The sequence below is a fragment of the Pseudomonas sp. H2_D02 genome, from assembly GCF_054677635.1.
In genome coordinates, this window is record NZ_CP162816.1 from 5,928,077 (window position 1) to 5,946,158 (window position 18,082).

General features: G+C 61.1%; 15 protein-coding genes and 1 pseudogene. 5 read left to right on the plus strand and 11 right to left on the minus strand.

Features of this window, described 5'->3' with window-relative positions; all coding sequences use genetic code 11:
• The first annotated feature begins 84 nt into the window (after positions 1 to 84).
• Positions 85 to 2,184 (plus strand): phosphate acetyltransferase, encoded by a 2,100-nt coding sequence (gene pta, locus AB4N42_RS27180; protein ID WP_030139875.1) that lies wholly within the window; start codon positions 85 to 87, stop codon positions 2,182 to 2,184.
• Positions 2,185 to 2,187: 3 nt separating this feature from the next.
• Positions 2,188 to 3,096, plus strand: coding sequence for an acyltransferase (locus AB4N42_RS27185; RefSeq protein WP_198797763.1), 909 nt, complete (start codon positions 2,188 to 2,190; stop codon positions 3,094 to 3,096).
• Between the two features lie 185 nt (positions 3,097 to 3,281).
• Here AB4N42_RS27185 and cysN read toward each other — a convergent pair whose 3' ends face one another.
• From cysN to AB4N42_RS27205, 4 genes are all read right to left on the minus strand, one after another.
• Complete coding sequence (gene cysN / locus AB4N42_RS27190; RefSeq protein ID WP_030139873.1) at positions 3,282 to 5,180, minus strand: sulfate adenylyltransferase subunit CysN; 1,899 nt, start codon at positions 5,178 to 5,180, stop codon at positions 3,282 to 3,284.
• A 53-nt stretch (positions 5,181 to 5,233) separates the two neighbouring features.
• The gene (locus AB4N42_RS27195; protein ID WP_030139872.1) at positions 5,234 to 5,575 is read right to left on the minus strand and encodes a four helix bundle protein; all 342 of its coding nucleotides are present in this window, start codon (positions 5,573 to 5,575) and stop codon (positions 5,234 to 5,236) included.
• A gap of 103 nt (positions 5,576 to 5,678) precedes the next feature.
• The gene (gene cysD / locus AB4N42_RS27200; RefSeq protein WP_030139871.1) at positions 5,679 to 6,596 is read right to left on the minus strand and encodes a sulfate adenylyltransferase subunit CysD; all 918 of its coding nucleotides are present in this window, start codon (positions 6,594 to 6,596) and stop codon (positions 5,679 to 5,681) included.
• 271 nt (positions 6,597 to 6,867) lie between these two features.
• Positions 6,868 to 7,626 carry a Nif3-like dinuclear metal center hexameric protein gene (locus AB4N42_RS27205; RefSeq protein WP_030139870.1) on the minus strand — a complete coding sequence of 253 codons (759 nt, stop codon included), beginning with the start codon at positions 7,624 to 7,626 and terminating at the stop codon, positions 6,868 to 6,870.
• A 105-nt stretch (positions 7,627 to 7,731) separates the two neighbouring features.
• Here AB4N42_RS27205 and algW point away from each other — a divergent pair, with 105 nt between their 5' ends.
• The 3 genes from algW to AB4N42_RS27220 all read left to right on the plus strand — a co-directional run bounded on the left by algW (position 7,732) and on the right by AB4N42_RS27220 (position 11,991).
• The gene (algW, locus tag AB4N42_RS27210; protein ID WP_198797764.1) at positions 7,732 to 8,892 is read left to right on the plus strand and encodes a Do family serine endopeptidase AlgW; all 1,161 of its coding nucleotides are present in this window, start codon (positions 7,732 to 7,734) and stop codon (positions 8,890 to 8,892) included.
• Between the two features lie 262 nt (positions 8,893 to 9,154).
• Positions 9,155 to 11,260 carry a TonB-dependent siderophore receptor gene (locus AB4N42_RS27215; protein WP_460115590.1) on the plus strand — a complete coding sequence of 702 codons (2,106 nt, stop codon included), beginning with the start codon at positions 9,155 to 9,157 and terminating at the stop codon, positions 11,258 to 11,260.
• A gap of 11 nt (positions 11,261 to 11,271) precedes the next feature.
• The gene (locus AB4N42_RS27220; protein WP_198797766.1) at positions 11,272 to 11,991 is read left to right on the plus strand and encodes a DUF4198 domain-containing protein; all 720 of its coding nucleotides are present in this window, start codon (positions 11,272 to 11,274) and stop codon (positions 11,989 to 11,991) included.
• 204 nt (positions 11,992 to 12,195) lie between these two features.
• On the opposite strand, the gene hisC is transcribed toward AB4N42_RS27220, so the two are convergent.
• From hisC to AB4N42_RS27255, 7 genes and pseudogenes are all read right to left on the minus strand, one after another.
• Complete coding sequence (gene hisC, locus AB4N42_RS27225) at positions 12,196 to 13,248, minus strand: histidinol-phosphate transaminase (protein WP_198797767.1); 1,053 nt, start codon at positions 13,246 to 13,248, stop codon at positions 12,196 to 12,198.
• A gap of 1 nt (position 13,249) precedes the next feature.
• Positions 13,250 to 14,575: a histidinol dehydrogenase gene (gene hisD / locus AB4N42_RS27230; protein ID WP_030139866.1), complete on the minus strand. Its 1,326-nt coding sequence runs from the start codon at positions 14,573 to 14,575 to the stop codon at positions 13,250 to 13,252.
• 123 nt (positions 14,576 to 14,698) lie between these two features.
• Positions 14,699 to 15,335, minus strand: a pseudogene (gene hisG, locus AB4N42_RS27235) (ATP phosphoribosyltransferase).
• A gap of 128 nt (positions 15,336 to 15,463) precedes the next feature.
• Positions 15,464 to 16,729, minus strand: coding sequence for a UDP-N-acetylglucosamine 1-carboxyvinyltransferase (murA, locus tag AB4N42_RS27240; protein ID WP_030139864.1), 1,266 nt, complete (start codon positions 16,727 to 16,729; stop codon positions 15,464 to 15,466).
• Positions 16,730 to 16,751: 22 nt separating this feature from the next.
• On the minus strand, positions 16,752 to 16,991 hold the full coding sequence (locus tag AB4N42_RS27245; RefSeq protein ID WP_003221710.1) for a BolA family protein: 240 nt from the start codon (positions 16,989 to 16,991) through the stop codon (positions 16,752 to 16,754).
• A 113-nt stretch (positions 16,992 to 17,104) separates the two neighbouring features.
• Entirely contained in the window at positions 17,105 to 17,422 is a 318-nt protein-coding gene (locus AB4N42_RS27250) for an STAS domain-containing protein (RefSeq protein ID WP_460115591.1), read from the minus strand.
• Positions 17,419 to 18,072: an MlaC/ttg2D family ABC transporter substrate-binding protein gene (locus AB4N42_RS27255; protein WP_030139862.1), complete on the minus strand. Its 654-nt coding sequence runs from the start codon at positions 18,070 to 18,072 to the stop codon at positions 17,419 to 17,421. Before AB4N42_RS27255 ends, AB4N42_RS27250 begins: the two co-directional genes overlap by 4 nt.
• Positions 18,073 to 18,082: the final 10 nt, after the last annotated feature.

The window sequence follows — 18,082 nt, forward strand, 5'->3', positions numbered from 1 at the left end:
GGGTAGACGACCAGCCATAGGTCGCGCCCTGGTGTCCTGTTGCACAAATACAGGACACTCGTCATGCACCCTTAGAGAATCCGCATGCAAACTTTTTTTATCGCGCCCACCGATTTTGGTGTGGGTCTGACCTCCATCAGCCTCGGGCTGGTGCGTACCCTTGAACGGGCCGGGCTGAAAGTCGGCTTCTTCAAACCCATCGCCCAGCCTCACCCTGGCGATACCGGCCCGGAACGTTCCACCGAACTGGTGGCCCGCACCCATGGCCTCAAACCGCCACAGCCGCTGGGCCTGGCCCACGTGGAGCGCATGCTCGGCGATGGCCAGCTCGACGAACTGCTGGAAGAGATCATCACCCTGTACCAGCAGGCCGCCATCGGCAAGGACGTGCTGGTCGTCGAAGGCATGGTCCCGACCCGCAGCGCCAGTTATGCCGCACGGGTCAACCTGCACCTGGCCAAGAGCCTGGACGCCGAAGTCATCCTGGTGTCGGCGCCGGAAAACGAAGTGCTGACGGAGCTGTCCGGTCGCGTCGAGTTGCAGGCGCAGCTGTTTGGCGGGCCAAAGGACCCGAAAGTCCTCGGCGTGATCCTGAACAAGGTTCGCACCGACGAGAGCATGGAGGCGTTCACCGCCCGGCTCAAGGAGCACTCGCCGTTGCTGCGCAGCGGCGACTTCCGCCTGCTCGGCTGCATCCCCTTCCGCCCCGAACTCAACGCCCCGCGCACCCGCGACGTCGCGGACCTGATGGGCGCGCAGGTGCTTAACGCCGGCGACTACGAAACCCGACGCATGAGCAACGTCATCATTTGTGCCCGCACCATGCGCAACACGGTAGAACTGCTCAAGCCCGGCGTGCTGGTGGTAACCCCCGGGGATCGCGACGACATCATCCTGGCCGTGAGCCTGGCGGCGATCAATGGCGTGCCGCTGGCGGGCCTGTTGTTGACCAGCGACACCCTGCCCGATCCGCGCATCATGGAGCTGTGCCGTGGCGCCTTGCAGGCGGGCTTGCCTGTACTGTCGGTGAGCACCGGCTCCTATGATACCGCCAACCTGCTCCACGGCCTGAACAAGGAAATCCCGATCGATGACCGCGAACGCGCGGAGATCATCACCGATTTCGTCGCCAGTCACCTGGACGCCAAATGGCTGCACCAGCGCTGCGGCACGCCACGGGAGATGCGCCTGTCGCCCGCGGTGTTCCGCTATCAATTGATCCAGCGTGCCCAGTCCGCCAACAAACGGATCGTGTTGCCCGAAGGCAGCGAACCGCTGACCGTCCAGGCCGCTGCCATTTGCCAGGCCCGAGGCATCGCCCGCTGCGTATTGCTGGCGAAACCGGCCGACGTCGAAGCGGTGGCCCGCGCCCAAGGCATCGAACTGCCGCCGGGGTTGGAGATTCTCGATCCGGACGCGATTCGTGAACGTTACGTCGAGCCCATGGTGCGGCTGCGCAAGAGCAAGAGCCTGAACGCCCCCATGGCCGAGCAGCAATTGGAAGACACCGTGGTCATCGGCACCATGATGCTGGCGCTGGATGAAGTGGACGGGCTGGTTTCGGGCGTCATTCATTCCACCGCCAACACCATCCGCCCGGCCCTGCAACTGATCAAGACCGCGCCGGGCTGTTCGCTGGTGTCATCGGTGTTTTTCATGCTGTTTCCCGAAGAAGTCCTGGTCTACGGCGACTGTGTGATGAACCCACACCCGAGCGCAGCGGAACTGGCGGAAATTGCCCTGCAAAGCGCCGACTCGGCCGCCGCGTTCGGCATTACGCCGCGGGTGGCGATGCTCAGCTATTCCAGCGGCGAGTCGGCCAGTGGCGAAGAAGTGGAAAAAGTCCGCGAAGCCACCCTGCTGGCCCACGAGGCCCAACACGGTCTGCTGATCGACGGCCCGTTGCAATACGACGCCGCCGCCAACGAAACCGTGGCGCGGCAACTGGCTCCCAATAGCCAGGTGGCAGGCCGGGCTACGGTGTTCATCTTCCCGGACCTGAACACCGGCAACACCACCCACAAGGCCGTGCAACGCAGCGCCGATTGCGTCAGCCTCGGGCCAATGCTGCAAGGCCTGCGCAAGCCGGTGAACGACTTGCCGCGCGGCGCCCAGGTCGACGACATCGTGTACACCATCGCCCTGACCGCGATCCAGGCCGCCAACCGACCCATGGATATTTGATCAATGCTGGATTTCCTGCCTGTCCCCTTGCGCGGCGTCATTGCCTCGCTGCTGTTGGCGCTCAATACCATCGCCTGCTGCACACCGCTGTTCATCGTGGCGATTTTCAAGCTGCTGCTGCCCTTCCCCGCCGCCCAGCGCTTCACCGACTGGCTGATGAGCCATATCCACGAGGCCTGGATCAGCAACAACAAGGCGTGGATGAACCTGGTGCGCCCTACCCGCTGGCATCTAAGCGGCTTGGACGGCCTCGATTACCAGCATTCGTATCTGGTCACCAGCAATCACCAGAGCTGGGTCGACATCATGGTGTTGCAGTACGTGCTGAACCGACGCATCCGCCCGTTGAAATTTTTCCTCAAGCAAGAGTTGATCTGGGTGCCGGTGATCGGCCTGGCCTGGTGGGCGCTGGGCTTTCCGTTCATGAAGCGCTACTCCAAGGCTTACCTGGAAAAGCATCCGGAGAAGAAAGGCAAGGACCTGGAAACCACCCGCAAGACCTGTGCGAAGTTCCGCAACAACCCGGTGGGCATCTTCAATTTCGTCGAGGGCACGCGCTTTACCGAAGACAAGCATGCCCAGCAACAGTCACCGTTTCGCTACCTGCTCAAGCCCAAGGCTGGCGGCATCGCGTTCGTGCTTGATGCGATGGGTGAGCAACTGGAGTCGATCATCAACGTGACCATCCATTATCCGGGCGGTCGCCCGGGGTACTGGGATTTGCTCTGCGGCAACGTTGGCGAGGTGGTGGTGCATTTCCAAGAGTTGAAGATACCGCCGCAGTTCATCGGCAAAAGCTACGACCAGGACGGGGACTATCGCCTGGAGTTCCAGGGCTGGATCAACCAGTTGTGGCAGGACAAGGATGCGTTGCTGGAGCAGATGCATCGCGAGTACCCCGCCAAGTCCTGAGGGGGCTGCACTGGCCTCATCGCGAGCAAGCTCGCTCCCACAATAGATCGTGGTGTTCATACATACCCTGTGGGAGCGAGCTTGCTCGCGATGGCGTCCTTCCAGATAACAAAAAGCCCGCCGATGATCACTCACCTGCGGGCTTTTACTTGCCGCTTGAAGCTAGAAGCTTGCAGCTGTTTCCCTTAGATCGCCCCACGCTTGCGCAGCAGATCCAGCACCTGCTTGACGCTTTCTTCCAACGTCAGCGACTGCGTGTCGATCACCAGGTCGGCATCCAACGGCACGTCATACGGGAAGGATTCGCCCGGGATGTTATCGCCAGCGGCCGCATACAACCCTTGCGGATCACGCTGGGCGCATACCGTTGGCGAGGCCTGGACGTAGACCGTCAACAGCCGCTCGCGGCCGATCAGGTCCTTGGCCTGTTCACGCCCTTCGGCGCTTGGTGCAACGAACGCGGCCAGGGTCAGCAAGCCGGCTTCGTTGAACTGGCGGGCGACGTGGGCCGCACGGCGCCAATTTTCGGTACGCCCGCTGCGATCCTGCGGCAGGCCTTTGTTCAGGTCGTGACGCAGGTTCTGCCCGTCGAGCACGAACACTGCGCGGCCCATGTCGAACAGCTTGCGTTCCACCGCGTAGGCCAGCGTGCTCTTGCCCGCGCCCGACAGGCCGCTGAACAGCACCGTGGCCGGCTGTTGGCCGAAGCGTTGGGTACGTTCTTCCACCGACACATGGGCCAGCTTGCCGTGGTGGGTGCTGCTGCCATGGGCCAGCGGCTGGGCCACGATCATGCCCGCGCCGACGGTACCGTTGGTCAGGCGGTCGATGACGATGAACGCGCCGGTGGTGCGATTGCTCTCGTAACCGTCCAGGGCGATCGGCGCATCCAGGGCGATCTTCACCTTGCCGATTTCGTTGAGTTGCAACGCGCTGGCCGGACCTTCTTCCAAGGTATTCACATCGACCTTGTTGACGATGCTGGCGATCGAACCGGGTACGTAGCTGGTGGCGCGCTTGATGTCGTATTTCTTGCCTGGCAGCATCGGCTCTTCGGCCATCCACACCAGCATCGCTTCGAAGCTGTCGGTGACCGGCGGCACGTTGTCGGCATGCACCAACAGGTCGCCACGGGAGATGTCGATCTCGTCTTCCATGGTCAGCGTGACGGCTTGGCCCGGACCTGCATGTTCCAGCTCACCCTCGAAGGTGACGATGGATTTCACGCGGCTGCTCTTGCCCGACGGCAACACCACCACTTCGTCGCCCTTGTGCACGATGCCGCTGGCAAGGGTGCCGGCGAAACCGCGGAAGTTCAGGTTCGGACGGTTGACGTATTGCACCGGGAAACGCAGGTCGGTGAAGTTGCGGTCGCCCGCCACTTCCACGGTCTCGAGGATTTCCATCAGCGACTGGCCGGTGTACCACGGCGAACGCTCGGACTTGTTCACCACGTTGTCACCCTTGAGGGCCGACATCGGCACGAAGTGCATGCTGGTGGGCTTCATCTTCAAGCCTTCGGCGAACTTCAGGTAGTCGGCCTTGATCGACTCGAACACGCCCTGGTCGAAGTTCTTGAGGTCCATCTTGTTGATGGCCACGACAATGTGCTTGATGCCCAGCAACGAGGCGATGAAGCTGTGGCGACGGGTCTGGGTCTGCACGCCGTAGCGCGCGTCGACCAGGATGATCGCCAGGTCACAGGTAGAGGCACCGGTGGCCATGTTGCGGGTGTACTGCTCATGGCCGGGGGTGTCGGCGATGATGAATTTGCGCTTGGCGGTGGAGAAATAGCGGTACGCGACATCGATGGTGATGCCTTGCTCGCGCTCGGCCTGCAGGCCATCGACCAGCAGCGCCAGGTCGATATCGTCCCCGGTGGTGCCGACTTTCTTCGAATCGCGGGTAATGGCTTCCAGATGATCTTCGTAGATCATCTTGGAGTCGTGCAGCAGGCGCCCGATCAGGGTGCTCTTGCCGTCGTCGACGTTACCGCAGGTCAGAAAGCGCAGCAGCTCTTTACGCTCGTGCTGGCCCAGGTAGGCGAGGATGTCCTCGCTGATCAAATCAGATTGATGGCTCATTGTGTTCAAGCTCCGAGCTGTAAGCTTCAAGCGGCAAGCTTGTCGGCGTACAGCTAGTCAGAAATTTTGTTGATCAAGCCGCAGAGCATTTTTGAGAGCTCGCGAGTTTCTGCAATCCAGTTATCAGCCAGCGGTTGGGCGATGTAAGCAATGTCGCTGCCTATGAGGATCTGTGTTCGTAACTCTCCACAAGAAGCCTTCGCGATCCAAAGAAAACGTACCTTTTCTTTGGCGCTGCGACGCTCCATCCCCTCAGCAATATTGGAGGGCACCGAAAGTGCTGAGCGGGTGACTTGATCCTTGAAACCAAGGTCCCTGCATGGGGCAAACTCCCGGTAGATTTCCACCGCCAGACACTTGCTTCTCTGCCAAACAACCAACTTTTCGAAATCCATTTACGAGTCACTCATTCGCGGCTCGCAACAACCGGCTGCAAGCACAAGCTGCAAATTACGCATACCGCCTTTAACTTGCAGCTTGCAGCTTGTAACTCGAAGCTTAAAAGTACCCCTGCCGTTTTTTATCTTCCATCGAGCCTGCGCCATCGTGGTCGATGACCCGGCCCTGGCGCTCGGAAGTTCGCGTCAGGAGCATTTCCTGGATGATGTCCGTCAGGCTCTCGGCCTCGGACTCCACCGCGCCCGTCAACGGGTAGCAGCCAAGGGTACGGAAACGCACTTTCTTCTTGACGATACGGGCCTTGTCTTCGTCGGACAGGTGCTCGAGGATGCGCTCGTCGTCGATCATGATCAGCGTGCCGTTCTTCTCGATCACTTCACGCTCGGCGGCGAAGTACAGCGGCACGATCGGGATGCCTTCGAGGTAGATGTACTGCCAGATGTCCAGTTCGGTCCAGTTCGACAGCGGGAATACGCGGATCGACTCGCCCTTGTTGACCTTGCCGTTGTAGACGTTCCACAGCTCCGGACGCTGGTTCTTCGGGTCCCAGCGGTGCTTGCTGTCACGGAACGAGTAGACGCGCTCCTTGGCGCGGGACTTTTCTTCATCGCGACGGGCGCCACCGAAGGCTGCGTCGAAACCATGCTTGTCGAGCGCCTGTTTCAGGCCCTCGGTCTTCATGATGTCGGTGTGCTTGGCACTGCCGTGGGTGAACGGGTTGATGTTCTGCGCCACGCCGTCCGGGTTGATATGGGTGATCAAGTCCAGGCCAAGCTCTTCGACCATGCGGTCGCGGAACTTGTACATTTCCTGGAATTTCCAGCGGGTATCGACGTGCATCACCGGAAACGGCAGCTTGCCGGGGAAGAACGCCTTGCGTGCCAGGTGCAGCATCACGGCGGAGTCTTTACCGATGGAGTACAGCATCACCGGGTTATCGAACTCGGCGGCCACCTCGCGGATGATGTGGATGCTTTCCGCCTCCAGCTGTTTCAGATGCGTCAGTTTGTCGACCATGGCTACTCACGAAAGCTTTCTTATGAACGGCCAGCGGGCCGTGTTCGAGCGGGGAATCCTAGCACAGCGACCTCTTCTAATCAGGGCGCCAACTAGATCGAAACAGCATATGGATATGCCCGGCGGTTCGGGCGTTGCACACGCTTTTCTGTGGGAGCGAGCTTGCTCGCGATGACGGTGTGTCAGCCACATTAATGTCGACTGGTCCGCCGCTATCGCGAGCAAGCTCGCTCCCACAGGGGATATAACTCCCCACAGGGGTTATAAGCAGTCAGATCGGATTCGGGCAATCGATAAAGATGTGCTCCAGGGCAAAACGCCGCGCCAGGTAATCTCCCAGCGCTTGGACGCCGTAGCGCTCGGTCGCATGGTGCCCGGCGGCGATGAAGCTGATACCGTTTTCCCGCGCGCTGTGGAACGTCTGCTCCGATGCCTCGCCACTGAGATACAGATCAACCCCCGCCAGCACCGCCTGGTCGATGTAACCCTGGCCGCCACCCGTGCACCAGCCGACCCGGCGGATCATCTGCTCGCCTTCGATCAGCAACGGCTCGCGGCCCATGGCTTCCTGGACCCGGCGGGCAAAGTCCCGAGGCGTCATCGGTTCGGACAGGGAACCGACCAGGCCGACAACCTTGGGATTATCCGGATCCAGCGGCCCTTCGACAGTGATGTCCAGCTGACGGGCCAACTGCACGTTGTTGCCGACCTCGGCGTGCAAGTCCAACGGCAAGTGATAGGCCAACAGGCTGATGTCGTGCTTGAGCAACGTCTTGAGCCGGCGCTGCTTCATCCCGGTGATACAGGGGTTTTCACCTTTCCAGAAATAACCGTGATGCACCAGTATCAGGTCGGCGTCGGCTTCGACGGCTGCATCGAGCAAGGCCTGGCTGGCCGTCACACCGCTGACGATACGCATGACTTGCGGGGCGCCTTCGACTTGCAGGCCGTTGGGGCAATAATCGGCAATCCGGCTGCTTGCCAGGTAACGGTCCGCTTCTTCGACCAGGGTGCTCAGGGCGACAGCCATGAAAAGAACTCCTAAATATCCCGTTCAGAGGCGCGCGCGGCCTCGTATAATGCGCGACATTATGGGCGGTCTCATACCGCCTGCAACCTTTGTAGGACGTGCTTAATGCTCAAGGCGCTGCGTTTTTCCGGCTGGCCGCTGTTGGCCGGCGTGCTTGTCGCTCTGCTGATTATCCAGCGCTACCCCGAATGGGTCGGGTTGCCAAGCCTTGACGTCAACCTGCAGCAAGCGCCGCAAACCAAAGCTGTGCAGCAGGGGCCGGTGTCCTACGCCGACGCCGTGACCACCGCCGCACCGGCCGTGGTGAACCTGTACACCACCAAGGTCATCAACAAACCCAACCATCCGCTGTTCGAAGACCCGCAGTTCCGGCGTTTCTTCGGTGACAACTCGCCCAAGCAGAAGCGCATGGAGTCGAGCCTGGGTTCGGGTGTGATCATGAGTCCGGAAGGCTATATCCTGACCAACAACCACGTCACCAGCGGTGCCGACCAGATTGTCGTGGCGCTCAAGGATGGCCGTGAAACCCTGGCCCGGGTGATTGGCAGCGATCCGGAAACCGACCTCGCGGTGCTGAAGATCGATTTGAAGAACCTGCCGGCCATTACCATCGGCCGCTCCGACAGCATTCGCATCGGCGACGTGGCCCTGGCGATCGGCAACCCGTTTGGCGTCGGCCAGACCGTGACCATGGGCATCATCAGTGCCACCGGTCGCAACCAGCTGGGCCTGAACAACTACGAAGACTTCATCCAGACCGACGCCGCGATCAACCCCGGCAATTCCGGCGGCGCGCTGGTGGATGCCAATGGCAACCTCACCGGGATCAACACGGCGATCTTCTCCAAGTCCGGCGGCAGCCAGGGCATTGGCTTTGCCATTCCGGTGAAGCTGGCAATGGAGGTGATGAAATCCATCATTGAACACGGCCAGGTGATTCGTGGCTGGCTGGGCATTGAAGTACAACCGCTGACCCAGGAACTGGCGGAGTCATTCGGCTTGTCCGGGCGGCCCGGCATCGTGGTAGCCGGAATCTTCCGCGACGGCCCGGCACAGAAGGCCGGTCTGCAACTGGGCGACGTGATCCTGAGCATCGACGGAGAACCTGCGGGGGATGGCCGTCGCTCGATGAACCAGGTGGCCCGGATCAAACCCACCGACAAGGTAACGATCCAGGTCATGCGCAACGGCAAGGAACTCAAGCTCACGGCTGAGATTGGTTTGCGACCGCCGCCAGCACCGGTGGTGCTTAAGGAAGAACAGTAAAACTCCATCCCCCCGTGGCGAGGGAGCTTGCTCCCGCTGGGTCGCGCAGCGGCCCTAAAACCTGTCACCTCAAAATATCAGACCGACCGCATCCGATCCTGTTGGGGCTGCTACGCCCGAAGCGTCGGACCACCCAGCGGGAGCAAGCTCCCTCGCCACAAAAACGGCGTTCGACTCAATTTTTTCCTGAAAAATAGGAATAGCATAAATTCTCATTAGTAGTGTTATATTGTTTCAATTCTAGCAATTGGAACAACATAACATGTCATCCCTGAAACGGATTTCCGCTGCCAGTCTGGCGCTGGGGTTGCTCGGCGACCCCGCCCTCGCCGAAGAAATCCAACCGCTGGAACTGGACGCCATCAACGTGACGTCCGACTACGAATCCCCCACCGGCCCCGTCTCGGGCTACCGGGCGACCCGTTCCGCCAGCGCCACCAAGACCGACACAGCTTTGCGCGACGTCCCGCAATCGATCAGCGTCATTCCCGCCAGCGTGCTCAAGGACCTCGGCACCACCCATGTCGAACGAGCGCTGGAATACGCCGGCGGCGTATCGAAGCAGAACAACTTCGGCGGCCTGACCCTCTACGAATACAGCGTGCGCGGCTTCACGACATCGGAATTCTACAAGGACGGTTTCAGCGCCAACCGCGGTTATCCGAGCACCCCGGATGCGGCCAACATCGAGCGCATCGAAGTACTAAAAGGCCCGGCGGCCAGCCTCTATGGCCGCGGTGATCCGGGCGGTACGGTAAACATCGTCACCAAGAAACCCCAACCGGAAGCCTTTACCACATTACAAACCAGCGCCGGCAGCTGGGATCGCTACCGAACCGCCCTGGACGTCAATACGCCGCTGGACGCCGAAGGTAACGTGTTGTCACGGGTCAACCTGGCAGTGGAGGACAACAACAGCTTTCGCGACCATGTCGACAGCAAGCGCGTCTTCGTCGCGCCTTCCCTCAGTTGGCAACTGAACCCGGACACACGCTTGCTGGTGGAAAGCGAAATCGTTCGCCACAGTTCGACATTCGACCGAGGCGTTGTCGCCCCGAACAATCGCTGGAGTGGCGTGTCCCGCTCGACTTTTTTGGGCGAACCCAACGACGGCGACATCGACAACCACAACAACATGCTCCAGGCCACTCTTGAACATCAGCTCAACGACGCCTGGCAATTGCGCCTGGCCAGCCATTACAAGCAGGGTGAACTCTGGGGATTCGCTTCGGAAGCGCGCCCGCTGAACGCTGACGGCCACACGGTGAACCGCCGCTACCGTGAGCGCGACAACAATTGGCACGACAGCATCACCCAACTTGAATTGCGCGGCCTCTTCGACCTCGGTCCCTGGCAGCACGAATTGTTGATCGGCACGGAATACGAGGATTACCGCAAGAACGAGCGCGTGACGACCATCGCTGGCGGCGCCTATCCGATCGACATCTACGACCCGATCTACGGCCAGCCCAAACCGAACGGCACGCGCTCCGGCACGGACTTCTTCGAGCATGTCGAAAGCAGGGCCGTAAACCTGCAGGACCAGATCGTCTTCACCGACGAACTGCGCGGCCTGCTCGGCGTGCGCTACGAACATTTCGAGCAAAGCATCGACAACCACGTCAACGACGTGACCAGCCGCCAACGCCATGACGCCCTGACGCAGCGGGCCGGCCTGTTGTATCAACTGACCCCAGAGGTCGGGCTGTTTACCAACATTTCCACTTCGTTCAAACCCAACAATGGCCTGGATGCCGATGGCAAGACTTTCAATCCGGAGGAAGGCGTTGGCTACGAAGCCGGAATCAAGAGCGAACTGTTCGGCAACCGCCTGAGCACCACGCTGGCGGCATTCCACATCGAGAAGGAAAACGTCCTGACGCAAGTCGCCGGGACCGACTTCAGTCGCGCCGTGGGCAAGGCCCGTAGCCAGGGCATCGACCTGCAGATGACCGGCCAGCTCACTGACGCGGTGCGAGTGATCGGCGCCTTCGCCTACATCGACGCAGAAGTCACCAAGGGCGACGAGGTCATCCCCTCGGGCAGCCGGATCCTCGGCGTCGCCAAGCGCAGCGGTAGCCTGCTCGGCGTCTACGAATTCCAGGATGGGCAGCTGCGCGGCTCGGATCTCGGCGCGGCGTTCACTTACGTCGGCGATCGCTCGGGTGAGGCCGGCAAGGACTTCGAACTGCCCGCCTACCACACCGTGGACCTGCTGGCCCACTACAAGGCCAGCGACACCGTCACCGTGGGCCTGAACCTGAACAACGTCTTCGACGAAAAATACTACGAACGCTCCTACAGCAATTATTGGGTCACTCCCGGCGATCCGCGCAACTTCACTGTCAGCCTCACCCTCGATCTATAAAGGAAGTCAGCATGAAATACCCCAAGACCTTCGCCCTGCTCGGCCTGTTCCTGGCCACCCAGGCTTCGGCCCACGGCCTGTGGACAGAGCAACGACGCGGCAACGTCGAAGTGATCTACGGTCATGGCGCCGAGGACAACGCCTTCAAAGCGCAGAAAATCAGTGGCGCCTGGGCCTACGACCTGGCAGGCAAGATGATTCCGGTCACGGTGGAACGTTTGCCAGACCACGCTCGCCTGCAGCCTCTCAAGCCGCCGGCCGTGCTGGCCGTCGCATTGGACAATGGCATGTGGTCGCAGACCGCTGACAAAAAATGGATCAACGAAGGCCGCAGCAAGGTGCCCGGGGCGATCGAGTCGACCCAAACCTTCAAGTACAGCCTGGCGATCTATGAACCGGGGGCGAAGCTGCCGAAGCTGGATCAGATCAAATTCGTCATCGTGCCGGAAATCGACCCGCTGATCGTCGGCCCCGGGCAGTCGTTACCGGTGCGGGTGCTGCTTGATGGCAAACCGGCGGCGGGGGTGAAATTGGTGGGGGACTACCGTAGCGCGCCGGGCACTGTGAGCACCGAAACCGATGCCGAAGGCCGAGCCAAGGTACTCGTGCGCAATGAGGGGCTGAACGTGATCGCCGCGCAGATGGAAATCCCGCTCAAGGACAACAAGGATGTCGCGACGCGCGGGGTGTTTACCTCGCTGACATTCCTTGGCGAGCCGCATCACGAGTAAGCGCTGAAATTGTGGGAGCTGATCTGGCCACTATCGCGAGCAAGCTCGCTCCCACAAAGGACTTCAGTGTCGCTGATCGTTAGGACGCCCTGAAATCAATGTGGGAGCGAGCTTGCTCGCGATGGCGTTGGGTCAGTCATCCTGGCGTTAACTGACACACAGCCTTCGCGAGCAAGCCCGCTCCCACAGGATCCATGCAGGGCTTTAGAGCTCGCCTAGGGCGTCGATCAGCGCCTGGTTCTGCTCCGGCGTGCCAATGCTGATCCGCAGGAACTGCGCGATGCGCTCCTGCTTGAAGTGCCGCACAATCACGCCTTGCTCACGCAGCTTCGCCGCCAGTCCCGCCGCGTCGTGCTTGGGATGGCGAGCAAAGATGAAGTTGGCCGCCGACGGCAGCACTTCAAAGCCCTTGGCTTGCAACTGGGCCACCACCCATTCGCGGTGCTCGATGACCAACCGGCAGGTGCGGTCGAAATACTCACGATCGTCGAATGCCGCCGCGCCGCCGACATTCGCCAGCCGATCCAACGGGTAGGAGTTGAAGCTGTTCTTGATCCGCTCCAGCGCTTCGATCAGGTCCGGATGGCCCACCGCCAAGCCCACGCGCAAGCCCGCCAGCGAGCGAGACTTGGACAGGGTTTGCGTGACCAGCAGGTTTGGATAGCGGTCCACCAGGCTGATGGCTGTCTCGCCACCAAAATCGATATAAGCCTCGTCCACCACGACCACTGAATCCGGGCTCGCCTTGAGGATCTGCTCGACCGCTTCCAGCGCCAGCAGGCAACCGGTCGGCGCGTTCGGGTTGGGGAAAATGATCCCGCCATTCGGCTTGGCATAGTCCGCCGGGGCAATGCGGAATTGCTCGTCCAGCGCAACCGCGTCGAACTGGATACCGTACAGCCCGCAATAGACCGGGTAAAAACTGTAGCTGATGTCCGGGAACAGCACCGGCTGGTCGTGCTGCAGCAGGCCGTGAAAGATGTGCGCCAACACTTCGTCCGAACCATTGCCCAGGAATACCTGGTTGGTTTGCACACCGTAATACCGGGCGACGGCGCCTTTCAGCAGGTCGCTGTTGGGGTCCGGATACAGGCGCAGATTGTCATTGAGTTCGGTCTGCATCGCCGCGAGGGCCTTGGGCGACGGGCCGTAGGGATTCTCGTTGGTGTTGAGCTTGACCAGGCGGGTCAGCTTCGGCTGTTCGCCGGGCACATACGGCACCAGGTCCTTGACGAACGGGCTCCAGAATTTACTCATTTCAGTTCCCTTCCTGTTCGTCTTTGATGCGGTACTCGGCGCTGCGGGCGTGGGCGCTCAGCGATTCGCCACGGGCCAGCACCGAGGCAGTCTTGCCCAGTTCGGACGCGCCCTGCTCCGAGCAGAAAATGATCGATGAGCGCTTCTGGAAGTCATACACCCCCAGCGGCGACGAGAAGCGCGCGGTGCCGGAAGTGGGCAGTACGTGGTTCGGACCGGCGCAATAGTCGCCCAGCGCCTCGGAGGTGTGGCGGCCCATGAAGATCGCACCGGCATGGCGAATCTTCGGCAGCCAGGCTTGGGGATCGGCAACCGACAACTCCAGGTGTTCCGGCGCGATGCGGTTGGCGACTTCGATGGCCTGCTCCATGTCATCGACCTTGATCAGCGCACCACGGCCATTGATCGAGGTGTTGATGATTTCGGCGCGGTCCATGGTCGGCAGCAGCTTGTCGATGCTGGCGGCGACCTTGTCGAGGAACTCGGCGTCCGGGCTGACCAGGATCGCCTGGGCGTCCTCGTCGTGCTCGGCCTGGGAAAACAGGTCCATGGCGATCCAGTCCGGATCGGTCTGGCCGTCACACACCACGAGGATTTCCGAAGGGCCGGCGATCATGTCGATACCGACCTGGCCAAACACGTGGCGCTTGGCGGTGGCGACATAAATGTTGCCCGGGCCGACCACCTTGTCCACCCGCGGCACGCTTTCAGTGCCGTAGGCCAAGGCGGCCACGGCCTGGGCGCCGCCGATGGTGAACACTCGGTCCACACCGGCGATACACGCGGCAGCCAGCACCAGTTCGTTGATTTCGCCACGTGGGGTCGGGACGACCATGACCACTTCGGTCACGCCGGCGACCTTGGCCGGAATCGCGTTCATCAGCACCGAGGACGGATAGGACGCCTTGCCGCCCGGCACATACAGGCCGGCGCGGTCCAGCGGCGTGACCTTCTGGCCAAGTACAGTGCCGTCGGCCTCGGTGTAGCTCCACGAATCCTGCTTTTGCCGTTCGTGATAACTGCGCACCCGGGACGCGGCTTTTTCCAACGCTTCACGCTGGGGCACGGTGATTCGGGTCAAGGCCAGTTCCAGGCGCTCGCGCGGCAGGATCAGGTCGGCCATCGAGGCAACTTGCAGGCCGTCGAACTTCTGGGTGAATTCCACCAGGGCCGCATCGCCACGCTCGCGCACGGCCTTGATGATGTCCAGCACGCGCTGATTGACCGAATCGTCGGACACGCTCTCCCAGCTCAGCAGATGATCCAGATGATGTGCGAAATCCGGGTCGGCAGCGTTGAGTCGGCGAATCGAGGTGGGAGCGGTCATAGCGAGGGCCTCATTAATGGCAAATGCTCAGGCGCCCTAAGCTACCAGTCCATTCGCGTGGGCACCTGAGAAAATTGGCTATGACGCGGATAGACGGGCGCGACTCAAGGTCGCGCAGGTGAATCAGCCGCGGTGTCGCGATTCCACTGCCTTGCGCAGGGTATCGATCAGAGCCTGGATACGGGCGTGCTGCATTTTCATCGAAGCCTTGTTGACGATCAGCCTGGAGGTGATGTCGGCGATGAAATCCTGGGGCTCCAGGCCGTTGGCTCGCAAGGTGTTGCCGGTGTCGACCACGTCGATGATCTTGTCCGCCAGGCCGATCAGCGGCGCCAGCTCCATCGAGCCGTAGAGCTTGATGATATCGACCTGGCGGCCTTGTTCGGCGTAGTAGCGCTTGGCGACGTTGACGAACTTGGTCGCTACCCGCAGGCGCCCCTTGGGTTCGGCTGCGCCAACCTTGCCAGCGGTCATCAGCTTGCAGCGGGCGATGCGCAGGTCCAGCGGCTCGTACAAGCCCTGGCCGCCGTATTCCATCAAGACGTCCTTGCTCGGCAACGCCCAGGTCGGCGGCACCGTGTTCCACGTAAGTCGGCACATCGGTGGCGCGCACGATCAACAAGCGTACGTCGGCCTGGGTCGTGGGGATGATCAGCTTGCGGCTCTTGTCCGGATTCTCGGTCGGCACGATGCCTGCTTCAGCCAGAAGCGGCAGGGTGTCGTCAAGGATGCGGCCCTTGGACAGTGCGATGGTCAACATGGGAAACGTCAGTCCTTATCAAGGTACTCATGCCCGGTCGCAAGCGGCGCCGGACACACATCGAGGGTGAAACCACCCTCGATCTGAAACGAAATCAAAGGCGCGTCCTTGCGCCCATGCAGCCTGGACTAGCCCGGTACGCGGCGGATCTTGGCACCGAGCATCTGCAGCTTCTCTTCGATGCACTCGTAGCCACGGTCGATGTGGTAGATGCGGTCGATCAGGGTGTCGCCTTCGGCGATCAAGGCCGAGATCACCAGGCTGGCCGAGGCACGCAGGTCGGTGGCCATGACTGGCGCGCCCTTGAGTTTCTCGGTGCCGGTGACGATGGCGGTGTTGCCTTCGACTTGGATCTTGGCGCCCATGCGGTGCAGCTCATAGACGTGCATGAAGCGGTTTTCGAAGATCGTCTCGATCACCGCGCCCGTGCCTTCGGCAATGGCGTTGAGGGAGATGAACTGCGCCTGCATGTCGGTTGGGAACGCCGGATACGGAGCCGTACGCACGTTGACGGCTTTTGGCCGCTTGCCGTGCATATTCACTTCGATCCAGTCTTCGCCACAGGTGACTTCGGCGCCGGCTTCCTTGAGTTTTTCCAGGACCGCTTCAAGGATCGTCGGATCGGTGTCCTTGACCTTGACGCGGCCACCGGTGACGGCGGCGGCAACCAGGTAGGTACCGGTTTCAATACGGTCCGGCATCACTTTGTAAGTGGCCGAGTGCAGGCGCTCGACGCCATCGATGGTGATAGTGTCGGTGCCGGCACCGCTGATCTTGGCGCCCATGGCAATCAGGAAGTTCGCCAGGTCGACGACTTCGGGTTCGCGAGCGGCGTTTTGCAGCACGCTGCGGCCCTTGGCCAGTGCAGCGGCCATCATGATGTTCTCGGTACCGGTCACGCTGACGGTATCGAAGAAGAAATGCGCGCCGCGCAAGCCGCCTTCCGGCGCCTTGGCCTTGATGTAGCCACCTTCGACGTCGATCACCGCGCCCATGGCTTCCAGGCCACGGATATGCAGGTCCACCGGACGCGAACCGATGGCGCAACCGCCAGGCAGCGCCACTTCGGCCTCACCGAAACGGGCGACCATCGGCCCCAATACCAGGATCGAGGCACGCATGGTCTTCACCAACTCGTACGGTGCGATCAGGGTCTTGATGGTGCGTGGGTCGATTTCGACGGCGAGCTTCTCGTCGATCACAGGCTCGATGCCCATGCGACCGAACAGCTCGATCATCGTGGTGATGTCGTGCAGGTGCGGCAGGTTGGCCACGGTCACCGGGCCATCGCACAGCAGGGTCGCGGCCAGGATCGGCAGCGCGGAGTTCTTTGCCCCGGAGATACGGATTTCGCCATCAAGGCGAACGCCGCCGGTAATAATCAATTTATCCATAAGAATCTCGACGCCCTTGGGCTCAGGTGCGCTCGGCCCAGGCCGCGCGGCTGAAAAATTTCATAGTGACCGCGTGGATGCTGCCATCGGCGATCCATGGGTTCAAATGGGCATAGATGCTCTGCTGACGCTTCACCGGGCTCAACGCCGCCAGTTCATCGCTGATCACATTCAGCTGGAAATTGCAGCCTTCGCCCTCAACTTCCACCTGCGTACCAGGCAGCTTTCCTTCAAGGAAGCTCTTCACTTCTACAGCCTGCATGCTCAACCTCAATCGGCGCCCTGTGCGCACGGGTCGCACATCATACAAAAAAGCCCCTCGCCTGCGAACCCCGCGAAGCAGGACTCTGACGGGGGGCTTTTCAACGATGTGGATCAGGGGTGCGCCAACAGCTCGGTCAATTCGCTGACCTGGGCTATCTCGCGCATGTCTTCGGGCATCCCTCGGATGCTCCATGTCTTGCCGGCGGCCTGGGCATCGCGCATGAAGCACAGCAAAAGCGACAGTCCGACGCTGCTGGACTTCTGCACGGCTGAGCAATCAATCACCAGCTCGGCTGCTTTTGCCGACTTGATCAACGCCTGGCCCTGCTTGCGCAGACCCGGGCCGGTGCGGTAGTCCAGCACGCCGCTGAGCAGCAGCTCGCCGGCCTCGCCCAGGCGAATGCCGGACGCGCTCACCGACTCGTTCATTGTTCCTGCTTCTCTTTGGCTTCTTCGGTCACTTCCTTGGCCTTGGCGACTTCACCGGCCCAGCCGTCGATGGTCTTGTCCAGGTCATTGCCATTGCGCTGCATGGCGTCGGCGAACTGGTCACGGAACAGCTTGCCGATGTTGATGCCGTTGATGATCACGTTGCGTACTTTCCACTCGCCATTGATTTTCTCGAGTGTGTAGGACACAGGATAAACGGCGCCATTGTTGCCCTTGACCTGCATGTCAACGCTGGTGCGGGTGCCGCTTTCATCCTTGGCCGGCGAAACGGTGATGCCCTGGTTGTTGTATTCCAGCAATGCGTTGCCATAGAACTGCATCAGGCTGCGCTTGAAGTTTTCCTGGAAGCGGGTCATCTGCGCCGGGGTTGCCTTGCGCGAGTACTTGACGGTCATGATGCTCTTGGAGATGCCATCGGCGTCTACCACGGGGCCGACAATGCCATTCAGCGCATCGTAGAACGCGCTTGGGTCCTGCTTGTATTTCTCTTTATTGGCGGCAAGGTCCGCCAGCAATCGAGTAGTGGTGTCCTGGATGATGTCGTGCGCCGAAGGCGCCGCCACGGCATTGCCCATCAGCGGCAGGGCCGCCAGCAGGACCAGCAGGCTGCGTCGCAGGATAGAGATCATTCAAAAGCTC

Bases quoted from the DNA above. Each gene is read 5' to 3' on its own strand.
- pta (WP_030139875.1), top strand. From the start codon at position 85: ATGCAAACTTTTTTTATCGCGCCCACCGATTTTGGTGTGGGTCTGACC.
- AB4N42_RS27185 (WP_198797763.1), top strand. From the start codon at position 2,188: ATGCTGGATTTCCTGCCTGTCCCCTTGCGCGGCGTCATTGCCTCGCTG.
- cysN (WP_030139873.1), bottom strand. From the start codon at position 5,180: ATGAGCCATCAATCTGATTTGATCAGCGAGGACATCCTCGCCTACCTG.
- AB4N42_RS27195 (WP_030139872.1), bottom strand. From the start codon at position 5,575: ATGGATTTCGAAAAGTTGGTTGTTTGGCAGAGAAGCAAGTGTCTGGCG.
- cysD (WP_030139871.1), bottom strand. From the start codon at position 6,596: ATGGTCGACAAACTGACGCATCTGAAACAGCTGGAGGCGGAAAGCATC.
- AB4N42_RS27205 (WP_030139870.1), bottom strand. From the start codon at position 7,626: ATGGCTGTCGCCCTGAGCACCCTGGTCGAAGAAGCGGACCGTTACCTG.
- algW (WP_198797764.1), top strand. From the start codon at position 7,732: ATGCTCAAGGCGCTGCGTTTTTCCGGCTGGCCGCTGTTGGCCGGCGTG.
- AB4N42_RS27215 (WP_460115590.1), top strand. From the start codon at position 9,155: ATGTCATCCCTGAAACGGATTTCCGCTGCCAGTCTGGCGCTGGGGTTG.
- AB4N42_RS27220 (WP_198797766.1), top strand. From the start codon at position 11,272: ATGAAATACCCCAAGACCTTCGCCCTGCTCGGCCTGTTCCTGGCCACC.
- hisC (WP_198797767.1), bottom strand. From the start codon at position 13,248: ATGAGTAAATTCTGGAGCCCGTTCGTCAAGGACCTGGTGCCGTATGTG.
- hisD (WP_030139866.1), bottom strand. From the start codon at position 14,575: ATGACCGCTCCCACCTCGATTCGCCGACTCAACGCTGCCGACCCGGAT.
- murA (WP_030139864.1), bottom strand. From the start codon at position 16,729: ATGGATAAATTGATTATTACCGGCGGCGTTCGCCTTGATGGCGAAATC.
- AB4N42_RS27245 (WP_003221710.1), bottom strand. From the start codon at position 16,991: ATGCAGGCTGTAGAAGTGAAGAGCTTCCTTGAAGGAAAGCTGCCTGGT.
- AB4N42_RS27250 (WP_460115591.1), bottom strand. From the start codon at position 17,422: ATGAACGAGTCGGTGAGCGCGTCCGGCATTCGCCTGGGCGAGGCCGGC.
- AB4N42_RS27255 (WP_030139862.1), bottom strand. From the start codon at position 18,072: ATGATCTCTATCCTGCGACGCAGCCTGCTGGTCCTGCTGGCGGCCCTG.